Source organism: Leifsonia sp. 2TAF2 (assembly GCF_052115085.1).
GTDB lineage: Bacteria > Actinomycetota > Actinomycetes > Actinomycetales > Microbacteriaceae > Leifsonia.
In genome coordinates this window covers 1,968,685-1,982,188 of the sequence record NZ_JBFRFY010000001.1, presented here as the reverse complement: position 1 = coordinate 1,982,188, position 13,504 = coordinate 1,968,685, and the positions used below count along the sequence as shown (strand labels likewise).

Sequence of the window (13,504 nt, the reverse complement as noted above, 5' to 3'; positions counted from 1 at the left end):
GACGAACCGCCGCGCCGCAGGGCCCCCACCGCTCGATGGTCGCCGCGATTTCTTCCGACGTACACTGGCGAGGTGGATTCGACACCGGCCGTTGACCCGGAGGCCACCGGCGACGCGCAACTGACCCTGTACACGTCGGCCTTCTGCGAGCCGTGCATGCAGACGCGCGCAGTGCTCTCCGAGGCCGCGCGGCTCGCCCCGCGGATCGCGGTGACCGAGTTGGATGTGGCACGCAACAGCGAACGCGCCGAGCAGGACCGCATCCGCGTAACGCCGACCGTCATCGTGCACGGAGCGGACGGCAGCGAGGTCTTCCGGGCCGAGGGCGTCCCGACCCTCGCCCAGGTGCTGGCCGCCGCCGCCAAGGCCCTCTGACTCAGTTCGCAAGCCCCAAGCCAACAGCTCCTGAGTTTTTCGGCCCAGTCCGACGTCGCGATGCGAAAAACTCAGGAGCTGTTGGCTTGGGGAGGGGAGGTGCCCCCGGCAGGAATCGAACCTGCGACCAAGAGATTAGAAGGCTCCTGCTCTATCCGCTGAGCTACGGGGGCGGCACTTCCACGATACCGGAGGCGCGCAGGGCGCCCCGTCAGAGCGTTGCGCCGCTTTTGCCTGCGCGGGTGACGATCGCGATGACGGGCCGGCGGCCGCGCAGCCCGAACTGCAGCCGGAGGCTCGCCTGGCGGGCGATCAGCACGGCGACGACCGCGGCCGCCGCGGCGGGCACCAGTCCGGAGATCGCCATCGCGATGTGCGGCCCGACCTGCTCGACGATCCAACCCATGAGCGGCCCGCCGAGCGCCTGCCCGCCGAGCAGCACCAGGATGTAGAGGGAGATGACGCGTCCGCGGATCTGCACGTTCGACGACATCTGCACGAGGGAGTTCGCCGCCGTGATGAACAGCAGGTTGCCGATCCCGACGCACACCAGCAGCAGTCCGAAGGTCAGCTCGCTGGGCGCGAATCCGGCCACGGCCTGCACCACGCCGAGCGCCGCAGCCGTGCCGACCACCATCGAGAGCCGCACGCTGGTCCGGCGGGTCGAGGCGAGCGCTCCGGTGAGCGCACCGGCCGCGACGAGGGCGTTGAACATCCCGTAGCCCTGAGCCCCCACGTGGTAGACGTTGTTCGCGTACGCCGCCAGGAACACGGGCATGTTGAAGGCGAAGACGGCGATCACGGCGACCATCACGACGGTCCAGAAGATCACCGGCTTGCGGCGCACGTAGCGCATCCCCTCCTTCAGCTGGCCTTTGCCGCGCGGGGCCGCCGGGGAGGCGTGCAGCTCCGAGCGCTTCAGCGTGGCGACCGCGAAGACGACGGCGAGACAGGCGACGGCGTTGATCGCGAACGACCAGCCGCCGCCGACCGCGGTGATCAGGATGCCGCCGACGGCGGGCCCGATCAGCCCGCCCAGCTGGAAGATGGAGGAGTTGAGGCTGATCGCGTTGCGCAGGTACTTCGGGCCGACCAGCTCGTTGACGAACACCTGCCGCGCCGGGTTGTCGACGACGGTGACGAGCCCGAGCACGAACGAGATCGCGTAGACGTGCCACACCTCGATCACGCCGGTGAGGGTGAGCACCGCGAGCAGGCCGGCGAGCCCGGCCGCGCACGATTGCGTAATGACGAGCAGGCGCTGCTTGGAGTATCGGTCAGCGATGACCCCACCCCAGAGGCCGAAGAGGAGCATGGGAGTGAACTGCATGAAGACGGTCACGCCGACGGCCGCGACGCTCCCGGAGAGTTGGAGCACCAGCCAGTCCATCGCGATCCGCTGCATCCACACGGCCGTGTTGGCGACCAGGTTGCTGGCGGCGAACCGGCGGTAGTTCGGCACTCGCAAGGAGGCGAAGGTCTCGCGCCACGGCGGTCGGGCGGAGAGGACCGGCATGGGTCCGGTGGGCGGGGCCGCTGCGGGGGAGTGCGCCACGTGCGTGTTACCTCGATGTCGTCGCTGGTTCCGTATGAAGTCTCGTTATCGACCCTACGCAACCGGCGCTATTCTTGGAGCCGATCATGGCTATAAGTCCCATTGGCTTTTCGAATGGATGCGCGAATGTTCGATCCTGTCCTGCTGCAGACCTTCCTCGCGGTCGCCGACACCCGCAGCTTTACCAAAGCGGCCGGCCGGCTCGGCATCAGCCAGCCGACGGTGAGTCAGCACATCCGCAAGTTGGAGCAGGCGGCGAAGCGGCAACTGATCGCGCGCGACACCCGTGAGGTGCGGCTGACCGACAACGGGGATGCGATGGCCGGCTTCGCCCGCACGATCCTGGCGGCCCACGCCGAGGCCGAGAGCTACTTCAGCGGTTCGGCGATGCGCGGGCGGCTGCGGTTCGGCGCGGCGGACGACCTCGCCATCACGACGCTCCCGCGCGTCCTGCGCCACTTCCGTCAACAGAATCCGCAGATCAACCTCGAGCTGACCGTCGATCAGTCCGCTCCACTCCACCGGAAGCTGAAGGCCGGCCAGCTTGACCTGATCTTCATCAAGCAGACGCCAGGCACCACCGAGGGCGCGGTCGTCGCCACCGACGAGCTGGTGTGGATGGGGCAGGAGAAGACCATCCTGGACCCCGATGGGCCGGTGCCGCTCATCTCCTATCAGGGGCCGAGCCTCAGCCGTCAGGTGGCGATCGATGCGCTGGAGGACGCAGGACGCACCTGGCGGATCACCTGCAACACCCGCGAGGTGAACGGCGTGCTGGCAGCAGTGCGGGCGGGTATCGGCGTCGCGGTGTTCCCCCGCTCGCTCATCCCGACGGACCTGATCAAGGTGACGAACCGCTTCGGGCTTCCGGACCTCGGCCACGTCGACTTCACGCTGCTCTCGAACCCGTCGGCGGCGCGGGAGCCGGTGGATGCGCTCACCACGGCGATCCTGGCGCGGGCGGTGAGCCGGGTGGCGTGAGCCGGGCCGGGCCGGGTCATCTGACGCGTTAGCGGCTAGCCCTCGATCGGCACCGCATCCGGATCGGCCGGGCGCACACCGCCGTCGGACGAGCGACGGCGGAGCGTCAGCGCGATCAGCGGGTACAGCAGCACCGACAGCATCCCGGCGCCGACCAGTGCCGTCGCTGTGCCGACAGGGAGGTCGTGCTCCCGCACTCCGATCGCCGTCACCGCGACGATGATGGGCAGACCTGTGGCGCTGAACAGGGTGAACGAGGCGCGGTCGCGGAACGTCGATCCCGGCGGAACGGAGAACGAGGACGCAGGAATGCCTCGGACCAGGATGAGAAGGACCAGGAAGATCGGCAGCAGGATCAGGGCCCGCGGATCGGTGACGAGCGCCTTCAGATCGAACCCGATCCCGGTGTTGATGAAGAAGACCGGCACGAGTACACCGAACGCCACGGCCTCCAGCTTGCTCTCGATGTGATGCGCGTCCGCCGGCTCCGCCCCGGCGAGCAGGATGCGGCTCAGCACGCCCGCCGCGAAGGCGCCGAGCAGCATGTCGAGGCCGACGGCGATGCTCAGGCCCACCAACGCGGCGATGACGAGCACGACGAATCGCACGGCGAACTGCCCGCTGGTGTGCAGGGTTGCCCGCACGAGAGCGTGGAACCGCGGGTGCACGCCGCGAGAGGCGAACCAGATCGCTCCTCCGGCGATGATTGCGAACCCGATCAGCACCAATGCCGCCGCGAGAGGCTTGCGCCCGCTGAGGAACAGCGAGATGGCGAGGAGCGGTCCGAACTCGCCCACCGCGCCGACCGCCGTGAGGGCCCGGCCGAACGGCGTGCGCAATTCGCCGGCGTCGCGTAGCACCGGCATCAGAGTCCCGAGTGCGGTCGAGGTGAGCGCGATACCGATGTAGACACCCCTGATCAACTCGCCGGCGATGAGCGTCGCGAGCACGACGGCGAGAACCAGGGACAGCACCCAGCTGAGGGATGCCCGGCGGAGGTGGCGGGCTCCGATCGCCGCGAAGTCGATCTCGTTGCCGGCCATGAAGAAGAGGAAGGCGAGGCCGAAGTTGGCGATCATATCCAGCGCGTCGGTCTCGGGTATCCAGCCGAGGACGCTCGGACCGACCAGCAGCCCCAGGACGATCTCGAAGACGACCAACGGGATCTTCGCGAAGCGCCCCACCGCCGTCGTGAGCAGCGCAGCGCCCACGGCCAGCAGAGGCACGAGCACGATGGTGGAGACGTGGGCGTCCATGCGCCGCATGCTAGCGACGAGGACCGCACCCGCGGCAGACCCTGTCGCGCGAGGTGCTCGCACGAGGTGTTCACACGTCCGAAATCCGGCGGGGATATGGTGGCGTCATGCGTGAACTGCAGGCACAGATCATCGAAGAGCTGAACGTCCGTCCGGAGGTCGATCCGGCCGCCGAGGTGGAGCGACGGGTCGGGTTCCTCGTCGACTACCTCCGCTCGACCGGGGCCGCCGGGTTCGTCCTCGGCATCAGTGGTGGACAGGACTCCACCCTCGCCGGACGCCTCACCCAGCTGGCGGTAGAGCGGCTCGCCGCCGAGGGCACCGAGGTCGATTTCGTGGCCGTCCGGCTTCCGTACGGGGTGCAGCGGGACGAGGAGGACGCGCAGCTCGCGCTGTCGTTCATCCGGCCGAAGAGTTCGGTCGTGTTCAACATCCAGCGCGGCACCGACGGTGTCGAGGACGAGTACGCGGACGCCGTCGGCGAACCGATGACGGACTTCGTCAAGGGCAATGTCAAGGCGCGCATCCGCATGGTGGCGCAGTACGCGATCGCGGGTCAGCGCGGGCTTCTCGTGATCGGCACGGACCATGCGGCGGAGGCGGTCACCGGGTTCTTCACCAAGTACGGCGACGGCGGGACGGACATCCTCCCGCTGAGCGGTCTCACCAAGCGTCAGGGCAAGCAGCTGCTCCGCTTCCTGGATGCGCCGGCGCGGCTGTACGAGAAGGCGCCGACCGCCGACCTGCTCGACCTGAACCCGGGCCAGACGGACGAGGACAACCTTGGCCTGTCGTACGAGGACATCGACGACTTCCTCGAGGGCAAGGACGTGTCGGACGAGGTGACCGAGGCTCTCGAGGCGCGGTACCGGTCGACCGAGCACAAGCGGCAGCCTCCGGCGAGCATGTTCGACACCTGGTGGGGTGAAGGCTCCTACAGCCGCTGACCCCATCCGCGGAGAAGCACGAAGGGCGCCGGCCTAAGCCGGCGCCCTTCGTTTCGGGTGGAGTGCTGTGCCGCGTGCGCGGTCAGGTCAGACGGGCTGGCCCAGACGTGTCGTGGGGGAGGTGTCCTCGTTCTGGGTGCCGGCCGCCGCGGTCGTGACGAACGGGTTGGGCTCGGCCGGCTGGTCGGGCGCGGGCGTCGCGGCTGCTGCTGCACCGGCGGGTGCCGTGTACTGGTCGTGGTGCTGCTGCGCGACCCAGGCATCCTGCTGGTCGATCAGTCCGCGGTCGGGGTCGTTGCTCTCGAACCGCCACCGCTCCAGGTCGTTCTGGAAGATCTTGCGGGCGCGCCGCGGGTTGTTCTGCCATTCGAGCAGGCGGTCGCGGAACTCGGCGATGGCCGGATCCAGCTGGTAGCCGAAGGTCGCCGAGGCGCGCTTCATCTCGGCGAGCTGGTGGCCCGCCCAGTTGGCGGCGAGCCCGGCGCTCTTGATCGGGAGGAGGCGGACCATGATGTCGGCCTGCCCGACCGCGCGGTCGGAGAGCACCTGCTCGCCCGGCGTGAGCGAGTTCCACACGGAGGCCTCGGTCGCGGCGTCGACGAGCGCGGCGATCGCGGACGCCTTCTGCGCGCGGTCGGTACGGGAGAGGAGGCCCTTCAGGGCGCCCCGGGCGATCCACGCGGCGATCAGGCCGGAGAGGATCACGGCGACCGCGAGGACCGCCGCGTTGAAGAGGGCCGGCCGTGCGGCCGGCGACGTGAGCCAATCGACGAAGTCATTCCACCACTGCATGCCGTGATGGTAACGGCCATCCAGTGGTCGGCCGGGGACCGCGGGCGTCGTGTCGCCAAGCCGGGCATCCGGCGCAGGCCGAAAAGGTTCGCGCAAGAATGGTGACAGCGGATCGAGAGGACGACTCATGCAGACCTTCGTGGTGGCCGGCGGATGCTTCTGGTGCCTGGATGCGGTGTACCGCGTTCTGCGCGGTGTGCAGGATGTGGTGTCCGGCTACACCGGCGGAATCACCGTCGAGCCGAGCTACGAGGACGTGTGCACCGGCCGCACCGGGCACGCGGAGGCGGTCGCGGTGACCTTCGACCCGGAGGTGATCCCGCCCGAGGTGATCCTCGACGTGTTCTTCACCCTGCACGACCCGCGGCAGCTGAACCGGCAGGGCAACGATGTCGGCACCCAGTACCGCTCGGCGATGTTCTACGACAGTGAGCACCAGCGTGAGCTGTTCGAGGCCGCACGCGACCGTGCTTCCGAGTACTGGGATGGCGGGATCGTGACCACGATCGAGCCGCTCGGCCCGTTCTACCGCGCCGAGGAGTACCACCAGGACTTCTTCGCAAAGAACCCTGGGCAGGGCTACTGCCTCGCCGTGGCGCTCCCGAAGGTGAACAAGATCCGCGCGTCGTACGCCGATTACGTCGCGGCGTGATTCCGTCCCCTTTCCTGCTCCGGGGCTGATTCTCCACAGAGTGCGCTTGGTGCTGGGTCCGTTCCTCCGGCGCCCGCGAGAGTGGTTCCGGGCCCACCACAGCGGTGGGTCCGGAAGGGGAGAACAATGTCCGACACCGTCGCCGTTCGCGGCTTCGTCGCCACCGATCCGCGCCACCTCGTGACCGAGGGCGGCCTGCCGATCACGAGCTTCCGGCTCGTGACCACTCATCGTCGCTACAACCGCCAGGCGTCGGCCTGGGAGGACGGCGGCAGCAACTGGTACACCGTGAGCGCCTTCCGCCGGCTGGCGGTGAGCGCCGCGGACTGCATCGCGAAAGGCGACCCCGTCCTCGTCTCCGGCCGGCTCTGCCTGAGGGAATGGACAGGCGACAAGCAGGGCATGACCGTGGAGATCGAGGCCGAGTCGATCGGGCACGACCTGACCTGGGGGCGGTCGGACTTCACCCGGGCGGCGGCCGGAGAGGGGACGGCTGACGGGAGGGCCGACGGGACAACCGTGGCGACCGCCGAAGGGACGGACAATGCGGCCACACCGCCCGAGGGAATCCCAGCGGCCTCCCCGTAAGATTCGGGGCATGTCGTTCTCCGTGGTCCGCCGGGCCAGACCGTTCGCCCTGTCCGCTGCGGCCTCGGTGGCGGGGCTGAGCGTGGCGCTGGCGCTGACGGGATGCACGGGTGGACCGGCCCCGACGGCATCCCACACAGCGGCGCCGACCGTCGCCACGGCGACGCCGACTCCTACAGCACCGACGCCCGCACCCATCGCGCTGGTACCCGGCGGCACCGCCCAGGAAAACCTGCCGTTCTTCGACAAGGTCAATCAGGCGACGTTGGCGGCGAATCCGAACGCGCAGGGCCGCGACTTCATCGACGCGCTGGTGGCGGCCGGTTTCACGAAGGCCGACATGCAGGTGACCGTCGACACGACGACGATCGGGCTGAAGGCGAACTCCATCCAGTTCTCGGTGCGGATGGGTGACACCTGCCTGATCGGCCAGAACGGAGCCGACGCCGGCGGATACTCCAGCCTCGTCGCACCCGTGCTGTCCACCGGGGCGTGCCTTATCGGGGACACCCGCCCGATCGACTGGTAGGTCACGGACCGCTCCCGACGCGATCCCTGAACATTGCGGCCTTTCGGCCCAATTAGAATGGATGTCATGGCCGAATACATTTACTCGATGGTGCGCGCCCGCAAGGCGGTCGGCGACAAGGTGATCCTCGACGACGTCACGATGGCGTTCCTGCCCGGAGCGAAGATCGGTGTCGTGGGACCGAACGGCGCCGGTAAGTCCACCATCCTGAAGATCATGGCCGGTCTGGACACGCCCTCCAACGGCGAGGCCAAGCTGAGCCCCGGCTTCAGCGTCGGCATCCTCATGCAGGAGCCCCAGCTCGACGAGAGCAAGACGGTGCTCGAGAACGTGCAGGAGGGCGTCGGCGAGATCAAGGAGAAGGTCGACCGCTTCAACGAGATCTCCGGGCTCCTCGCAGACCCCGACGCCGACTTCGACACCCTGCTCGCCGAGATGGGCACCCTGCAGGAGCAGATCGACGCCGCCGACGCCTGGGACCTCGACTCCCAGCTCGAGCAGGCGATGGATGCTCTCCGCTGCCCGCCGGCCGACTGGCCGGTCAACACGCTCTCCGGTGGAGAGAAGCGCCGCGTCGCCCTGTGCCGCCTCCTGCTGCAGAAGCCGGACCTCCTGCTCCTCGACGAGCCCACCAACCACCTCGACGCCGAGAGCGTGCTCTGGCTCGAGCAGCACCTGGCCAAGTACCACGGTGCCGTGCTCGCCGTGACCCACGACCGGTACTTCCTCGACCACGTGGCCGAGTGGATCGCCGAGGTCGACCGCGGTCACCTCTACCCGTACGAGGGCAACTACTCGACGTATCTGGAGAAGAAGCGCGAGCGCCTGGAGGTTCAGGGCAAGAAGGACGCCAAGCTCGCCAGGCGCCTCACGGAGGAGCTCGACTGGGTTCGTAGCAACTCCAAGGGACGTCAGGCGAAGTCCAAGGCGCGTCTTGCCCGCTACGAGGAGATGGCGGCCGAGGCGGAGCGCACAAGGAAGCTCGACTTCGAGGAGATCCAGATCCCGCCGGGTCCGCGCCTCGGACAGATCGTCATCGACGCGAAGAACCTCGAGAAGGGCTTCGCGGATCGCAAGCTCATCGACGGCCTCACGTTCACCCTGCCGCGCAACGGCATCGTCGGCGTCATCGGCCCGAACGGCGTCGGCAAGACGACCCTGTTCAAGACGATCGTCGGCCTGGAACCGCTCGACGGCGGAGACCTGAAGGTCGGCGAGACCGTCCAGATCTCGTACGTCGACCAGTCCCGTGGCGGCATCGACCCCAAGAAGAACGTGTGGGAGGTCGTCTCCGACGGGCTCGACTACATCCAGGTCGGTAAGACCGAGGTGCCGTCGCGCGCGTACGTCTCCACCTTCGGGTTCAAAGGACCGGACCAGCAGAAGAGGGCCGGCGTCCTCTCCGGTGGTGAGCGCAACCGCCTCAACCTGGCGCTGACGCTCAAGCAGGGCGGCAACCTGCTGCTCCTCGACGAGCCGACCAACGACCTCGACGTCGAGACGCTCTCGAGCCTCGAGAACGCGCTCCTCGAGTTCCCCGGATGTGCCGTGGTCATTACCCACGACCGGTGGTTCCTTGACCGGATCGCGACGCACATCCTGGCGTACGAAGGCACGGAGGAGAACCCGGCCGACTGGTATTGGTTCGAGGGCAACTTCGAGGCGTACGAGGAGAACAAGGTCGAGCGTCTCGGGCCGGACGCCGCCAAGCCGCACCGCTCGGCGTACCGCAAGCTCACCCGCGACTGAGGCCGCTGCGATGCGACTCCACGTTCCGATCAAGCTCCGCTGGAGCGACCTCGACGCCTACGGACACGTCAACAACGCCGAGATGCTGCGGCTCCTCGAGGAGGCGCGCATCGAGGCGTTCTGGGCCACCGACGACTCCGGCGAAGGCAGCGGGGAGGCCGTCGGCGGCTCCACGGCGGTGCTCGACGGCCGCCCCGGAGCGGACACGCTGACGCTGATCGCGCGGCAGGAGATCGAATACCTCGCGCCCATCCCGTACCTCCGGCAGCCGCTGGACGTCCAACTGTGGCTCGGGCGTCTCGGCGGAGCGAGCCTCGAAGTCTGCTACGAGGTGTGGTCGCCCGACGGCACGGAACCGCGGACGCTGTTCACCCGCGCGGCGACCACGATCGTGCTCGTCGACGCGACCAGCCAGCGGCCCCGCCGCATCAACGAGCGCGAACGGGACGCCTGGACGCCCTACCTCGACGAGCCGGTGCAGTTCACCAAGCGGGCCTGACCGCGCATCAGGGCGTCGGAGCCGGCGCATGGCGAGACCTACTCGGTGACCGTGACGGAGTCGCCGGAGACCTTCGCCGACAGCTTGGGAAGCGGGTCGCGTGCGGGTCCGTTCAGCACGTCGCCCGTCGAGGCGTCGAAGCGCGACCCATGGCACGGGCAGTCGAATTCCTTGCCCTGCGGCGCCACCGTGCATCCCTGGTGCGTGCAGACGGCTCTGAACGCGACCACCTGACCTGCGGAGGGCTGCGAGACGACGATGGGCTTGCCGCCGAGCGTCGCCGACACCGCACCGCCCACCGGGATGGACGCGAGCGACACCTCCGTCGAGCCGCCGCCGCCGCCGGAGGACGAACCGTTCGCGTCGTTCGCCCCGCCCGGCGTACAGGCGGCCAGGAGGAGCGCGCCGGCGGAGGCACCGCCGATCGACATGAGAGTGCGGCGGGTGAGCGGTGCGCGGTCGTTCATTCGGATTCCTCCCGATCGGTGGATGCGTCTTCTACGGTATTCACGAGACAGTACTTCGGTCGGTTCACACGATGGCGTGTGAACCTTTCCGCGGGCTGCATCGTGTACGTGATGGAGGTGAACATGCCGGAGGAGGACGCCCGACTGCTGCGCGAACTGCACGATCAGCACGCGCAGGCCGTCTGGCGATACGTCGTGCACCTCACCGGCGATCGCGCGATGGCCGACGATGTGGTGCAGGAGACGCTCCTGCGCGCCTGGCGCAAGCCCTCCGTGCTTGACCAGTCGCAGCAGTCCGCCCGCACCTGGCTGTTCACCGTCGCGCGGAACCTCGTCATCGACGGACGGCGCAGCGCCCACTACCGCCACGAGTTCGGCACAGACACCCTCCCTGAGCGCCCGTCGCCGGACAGCGAAGCCGACGCGGTCCTCGACTCCTGGCTGGTCTCCGACGCACTGGCGGAACTCAGCGCCGAGCACCGGTCCGTCATCGTCCACGCATACTACGGCGGCCGGTCCGTCGCCGAGATCGCCCGAGAGCTCGACATCCCGGAGGGCACCGTGAAATCCCGCCTCCACTACGGTCTGCGTGCCCTGCGGCTCGCGCTGCAGGAGAGAGGGGTGACCGAACGATGACGAGCCACGACGAATTCGCCACGTGGGATGCGGCCTACATTCTCGGCGCGCTCTCGCCCACCGAGCGCCGCGAGTACGAGGTGCACCTCCGCGAGTGCGAGCGGTGCACCGAGGCGGTCGGCGAGCTCGCCGGCATGCCCGGCATCCTGAGTCGTGTTCCGCACGAGCAGGCCATGGCGTTGCTCGGTGAGGATGCCGTGATGGCGTCGGACGCGGAAGGAGCGGCCGAGCAGGGTCCTGGTCCTGACATGCTGCCGTCCCTGCTGCACCGGGTGCAGCGTCGCCGAGTGCGCTCCCGCTGGCTCGTCGCCGCCCTGTCCGCCGCGGCGGCCGCCGTGGTGGTCGGTATCGGCGCCTTCCTGCTCCCGACGGCACTGCATCCCGACAGCACGCCCGTGGCCAGCGTCGTGATGGACCAGGTCGAGCCGAGCGCTCTCACGGCCGACCTGCGGCTGACGGAGGAGCCGTGGGGCACCCGCATCGACTCGAAGTGCCGCTACGCCCACGTCGGAGCCGCGGACGGCGGCCACTCCTGGACGTATGCGATGGTCATCACCGACCGCGCCGGGAAGCAGCACGAGATCTCGACCTGGACAGCGGACGAGGGCACAACGGCGACACCGGTCGCGACGACGAGCATCCCGCTGTCCGACATCGCCTCAGTGGACATCCGGTCCGCCGGCGACGGCACCGTCCTGCTGCGCAGCACTTTCGGGTAGCGTCGGCCGCGCGGCCGCGCGCCGGCTCAGTCCTCCGGCTGCGGCAGGCGGATGGTCGCCTCCTGCGCGACGCTCGCCACCAAGCGGCCGTCGCGGCTGAAAATGCGACCCTGCGAGAGGCCGCGCCCGCCGCCCGCGGTAGGCGACTCCTGCACATACAGCAGCCATTCGTCCACCCTCGCCGGGCGGTGCCACCACATCGCGTGGTCGAGGCTCGCGGCCTTCAGCCCCGGCGTCGCCCAGGCGATGCCGTGCCGGCGCATCACCGACTCCATGATCGTGTAGTCGCTGGCGTACGCGAGCGCTGCGCGGTGGAGGCCCGGGTCGTCGGGCATGTCGCCGATGGTCCGGAACCACACGGCCTGCTGCGCCACGTGCTCGCCCTCCACCGACACATAGATCGGGGAGGTGACATGGCGCATGTCGAATGGCCGCTGGCTGGCCCAATACTGAGCTACGGGATGCCGCACATCCTCCAGCGAGGACGCGGTCGAGGGCAGGCTCTCGGGGTCCGGAAGCCCCTCCGGCATCGCATCCTGGTGCTCGAATCCCGTGTCCTCCGTCTGGAAGGACGCGATCATCGACAGGATCGGCAGCCCGTTCTGGTACGCCTGCGTGCGCCGCGTGGAGAAGGAACGGCCGTCGTGGATGCGGTCCACCGAGAACGTGATCGGGAAGTTAACGTCGCCCGGGCGCAGGAAATAGCCGTGCATCGAGTGGATGTGGCGGTCGTCCTCCACCGTCCGCGTCGCCGCCACGATGGACTGCGCGAGCACCTGTCCGCCGAAGACGCGGCCCAACGGCATCCACTGGGAAGGACCGGTGAAAATGTCTTCACTGGTGCGGGCGCCGGTGTCGGTCAGATCGAGCGCGGTCAGAAGAGAAGCCAGGGGCTCGGTCACGGTGCCTCCAAGTCGGTGGTCTGTTGGTAGTTTAGACAACCGATGAGCCAGTCGTTTTCTCTAGTGGACGCCCTCGCCGTCGCCGATCTGCAGACCTATCTGTCGAGGGCGGCCCGTGTCGAGGAGGGATCCGTGCGCCTGATCGCCGGTTCCGGGGTCCTGGCCGTGTACACGGCGATCCTGTACCCGCGCGGTCTGCTCGACGAGACGCCGACCGTGCTGGGCCTTCGCACCTTCGCGACCCGCGGCGACGTGGAGTTCGACGCGGTCGTGCCGATCCGCTCGCTGCTCGACCGGGTCGCGCGCGCCCGGGAGGGCGCCGAAGCTGCGGTGGAGGCGGGGGAGGCGGATGCCGGCCCGATCGAGATCCGGTTGCCCCTCGAAGTCTCCACCGTCACCTGGGCGGGCATCTCGCCGCCGCGGGGCGGCTGGCAGAAGGTCGGCGAGACCACGTCTGCGCTGCTGCAGTCGACCGCGCAGGCCGGCGTCGCCGAGGTCGCGGAGGCCGTGCCGACGGGAACGGGCGAACAGCTCGTGCAGCGGGTGCGGGCGGAGGTGTGGGGCCGTCCGATCGACGGACTTGAGTACATCCCGAGCGGCGCCGCCTTCGCCGCGGACAGCCTCGGCTTCGTCGGTGACGACGACCCGGTCACCATCCACGAGACCGGCACCTGGACGCGTCTCACGACCCGCCGCGGCCACACCCTCGTGCGCCGCGTCTCCTGGTCCCTCCGCCGCTAGCCCCCTCCCGCCCCAAGCCAACAGCTCCTGAGTTTTTCGCCTCGAATCGTCGATTTAGTGCGAAAAAGTCAGGAGCTGTTGGATGGAGTCGCTGGGGGAGGGAGGTGACGGGCGCG

At 68.8% G+C, this 13,504-nt stretch carries 16 protein-coding genes and 1 tRNA gene; 11 read left to right on the top strand and 6 right to left on the bottom strand.

Annotated elements, in window-relative coordinates; genetic code table 11:
* Positions 1 to 72: 72 nt before the first annotated feature.
* The gene (locus AB4Z18_RS09560) at positions 73 to 375 is read left to right on the top strand and encodes a thioredoxin domain-containing protein (protein WP_441782446.1); all 303 of its coding nucleotides are present in this window, start codon (positions 73 to 75) and stop codon (positions 373 to 375) included.
* Positions 376 to 475: 100 nt separating this feature from the next.
* Here the strand turns inward: AB4Z18_RS09560 and AB4Z18_RS09555 are convergent.
* A tRNA-Arg gene (locus AB4Z18_RS09555) sits at positions 476 to 548 on the bottom strand.
* Positions 549 to 586: 38 nt separating this feature from the next.
* Positions 587 to 1,891, bottom strand: a complete 1,305-nt coding sequence (locus tag AB4Z18_RS09550) for an MFS transporter (protein ID WP_441783001.1) — start codon at positions 1,889 to 1,891, stop codon at positions 587 to 589.
* 165 nt (positions 1,892 to 2,056) lie between these two features.
* Here AB4Z18_RS09550 and AB4Z18_RS09545 point away from each other — a divergent pair, with 165 nt between their 5' ends.
* Entirely contained in the window at positions 2,057 to 2,911 is an 855-nt protein-coding gene (locus AB4Z18_RS09545) for a LysR substrate-binding domain-containing protein (protein ID WP_441782445.1), read from the top strand.
* Between the two features lie 35 nt (positions 2,912 to 2,946).
* On the opposite strand, the gene AB4Z18_RS09540 is transcribed toward AB4Z18_RS09545, so the two are convergent.
* Entirely contained in the window at positions 2,947 to 4,167 is a 1,221-nt protein-coding gene (locus AB4Z18_RS09540; RefSeq protein ID WP_441782444.1) for a cation:proton antiporter, read from the bottom strand.
* Between the two features lie 107 nt (positions 4,168 to 4,274).
* On the opposite strand from AB4Z18_RS09540, the gene nadE reads away from it, so the two are divergent.
* Positions 4,275 to 5,114 (top strand): ammonia-dependent NAD(+) synthetase, encoded by an 840-nt coding sequence (gene nadE / locus AB4Z18_RS09535; RefSeq protein WP_441782443.1) that lies wholly within the window; start codon positions 4,275 to 4,277, stop codon positions 5,112 to 5,114.
* An 87-nt stretch (positions 5,115 to 5,201) separates the two neighbouring features.
* Here the strand turns inward: nadE and AB4Z18_RS09530 are convergent, their stop codons facing one another.
* Complete coding sequence (locus AB4Z18_RS09530) at positions 5,202 to 5,906, bottom strand: hypothetical protein (protein WP_441782442.1); 705 nt, start codon at positions 5,904 to 5,906, stop codon at positions 5,202 to 5,204.
* 127 nt (positions 5,907 to 6,033) lie between these two features.
* Between AB4Z18_RS09530 and msrA the strand changes: the two genes are divergently transcribed.
* The 5 genes from msrA to AB4Z18_RS09505 all read left to right on the top strand — a co-directional run bounded on the left by msrA (position 6,034) and on the right by AB4Z18_RS09505 (position 9,923).
* The gene (gene msrA / locus AB4Z18_RS09525) at positions 6,034 to 6,558 is read left to right on the top strand and encodes a peptide-methionine (S)-S-oxide reductase MsrA (protein WP_441782441.1); all 525 of its coding nucleotides are present in this window, start codon (positions 6,034 to 6,036) and stop codon (positions 6,556 to 6,558) included.
* A gap of 126 nt (positions 6,559 to 6,684) precedes the next feature.
* Positions 6,685 to 7,146 carry a single-stranded DNA-binding protein gene (locus tag AB4Z18_RS09520; protein WP_441782440.1) on the top strand — a complete coding sequence of 154 codons (462 nt, stop codon included), beginning with the start codon at positions 6,685 to 6,687 and terminating at the stop codon, positions 7,144 to 7,146.
* Between the two features lie 10 nt (positions 7,147 to 7,156).
* On the top strand, positions 7,157 to 7,675 hold the full coding sequence (locus AB4Z18_RS09515) for a DUF6993 domain-containing protein (protein ID WP_441782439.1): 519 nt from the start codon (positions 7,157 to 7,159) through the stop codon (positions 7,673 to 7,675).
* A 66-nt stretch (positions 7,676 to 7,741) separates the two neighbouring features.
* Entirely contained in the window at positions 7,742 to 9,424 is a 1,683-nt protein-coding gene (gene ettA / locus AB4Z18_RS09510; RefSeq protein WP_441782438.1) for an energy-dependent translational throttle protein EttA, read from the top strand.
* A gap of 10 nt (positions 9,425 to 9,434) precedes the next feature.
* Positions 9,435 to 9,923 (top strand): acyl-CoA thioesterase, encoded by a 489-nt coding sequence (locus AB4Z18_RS09505; protein WP_441782437.1) that lies wholly within the window; start codon positions 9,435 to 9,437, stop codon positions 9,921 to 9,923.
* 38 nt (positions 9,924 to 9,961) lie between these two features.
* On the opposite strand, the gene AB4Z18_RS09500 is transcribed toward AB4Z18_RS09505, so the two are convergent.
* On the bottom strand, positions 9,962 to 10,390 hold the full coding sequence (locus tag AB4Z18_RS09500; protein ID WP_441782436.1) for a ubiquinol-cytochrome c reductase iron-sulfur subunit: 429 nt from the start codon (positions 10,388 to 10,390) through the stop codon (positions 9,962 to 9,964).
* Positions 10,391 to 10,468: 78 nt separating this feature from the next.
* On the opposite strand from AB4Z18_RS09500, the gene AB4Z18_RS09495 reads away from it, so the two are divergent.
* Together AB4Z18_RS09495 and AB4Z18_RS09490 are read left to right on the top strand one after the other, a co-directional pair.
* Entirely contained in the window at positions 10,469 to 11,026 is a 558-nt protein-coding gene (locus tag AB4Z18_RS09495; protein ID WP_441782435.1) for a sigma-70 family RNA polymerase sigma factor, read from the top strand.
* Positions 11,023 to 11,745 (top strand): anti-sigma factor family protein, encoded by a 723-nt coding sequence (locus tag AB4Z18_RS09490; protein ID WP_441782434.1) that lies wholly within the window; start codon positions 11,023 to 11,025, stop codon positions 11,743 to 11,745. The genes AB4Z18_RS09495 and AB4Z18_RS09490 overlap by 4 nt, the downstream gene beginning before the upstream one ends.
* Positions 11,746 to 11,771: 26 nt before the next feature.
* On the opposite strand, the gene AB4Z18_RS09485 is transcribed toward AB4Z18_RS09490, so the two are convergent.
* The gene (locus AB4Z18_RS09485; protein WP_441782433.1) at positions 11,772 to 12,647 is read right to left on the bottom strand and encodes an acyl-CoA thioesterase; all 876 of its coding nucleotides are present in this window, start codon (positions 12,645 to 12,647) and stop codon (positions 11,772 to 11,774) included.
* A gap of 42 nt (positions 12,648 to 12,689) precedes the next feature.
* On the opposite strand from AB4Z18_RS09485, the gene AB4Z18_RS09480 reads away from it, so the two are divergent.
* Complete coding sequence (locus tag AB4Z18_RS09480; protein ID WP_441782432.1) at positions 12,690 to 13,388, top strand: hypothetical protein; 699 nt, start codon at positions 12,690 to 12,692, stop codon at positions 13,386 to 13,388.
* The last annotated feature ends 116 nt before the right edge of the window (positions 13,389 to 13,504 follow it).

Excerpts from the sequence above, each read along its gene's own strand:
- AB4Z18_RS09550 (WP_441783001.1), bottom strand. The coding sequence starts at position 1,891 with ATGCCGGTCCTCTCCGCCCGACCGCCGTGGCGCGAGACCTTCGCCTCC.
- AB4Z18_RS09545 (WP_441782445.1), top strand. The coding sequence starts at position 2,057 with ATGTTCGATCCTGTCCTGCTGCAGACCTTCCTCGCGGTCGCCGACACC.
- AB4Z18_RS09540 (WP_441782444.1), bottom strand. The coding sequence starts at position 4,167 with ATGGACGCCCACGTCTCCACCATCGTGCTCGTGCCTCTGCTGGCCGTG.
- nadE (WP_441782443.1), top strand. The coding sequence starts at position 4,275 with ATGCGTGAACTGCAGGCACAGATCATCGAAGAGCTGAACGTCCGTCCG.
- AB4Z18_RS09530 (WP_441782442.1), bottom strand. The coding sequence starts at position 5,906 with ATGCAGTGGTGGAATGACTTCGTCGATTGGCTCACGTCGCCGGCCGCA.
- msrA (WP_441782441.1), top strand. The coding sequence starts at position 6,034 with ATGCAGACCTTCGTGGTGGCCGGCGGATGCTTCTGGTGCCTGGATGCG.
- AB4Z18_RS09520 (WP_441782440.1), top strand. The coding sequence starts at position 6,685 with ATGTCCGACACCGTCGCCGTTCGCGGCTTCGTCGCCACCGATCCGCGC.
- AB4Z18_RS09515 (WP_441782439.1), top strand. The coding sequence starts at position 7,157 with ATGTCGTTCTCCGTGGTCCGCCGGGCCAGACCGTTCGCCCTGTCCGCT.
- ettA (WP_441782438.1), top strand. The coding sequence starts at position 7,742 with ATGGCCGAATACATTTACTCGATGGTGCGCGCCCGCAAGGCGGTCGGC.
- AB4Z18_RS09505 (WP_441782437.1), top strand. The coding sequence starts at position 9,435 with ATGCGACTCCACGTTCCGATCAAGCTCCGCTGGAGCGACCTCGACGCC.
- AB4Z18_RS09500 (WP_441782436.1), bottom strand. The coding sequence starts at position 10,390 with ATGAACGACCGCGCACCGCTCACCCGCCGCACTCTCATGTCGATCGGC.
- AB4Z18_RS09490 (WP_441782434.1), top strand. The coding sequence starts at position 11,023 with ATGACGAGCCACGACGAATTCGCCACGTGGGATGCGGCCTACATTCTC.
- AB4Z18_RS09480 (WP_441782432.1), top strand. The coding sequence starts at position 12,690 with ATGAGCCAGTCGTTTTCTCTAGTGGACGCCCTCGCCGTCGCCGATCTG.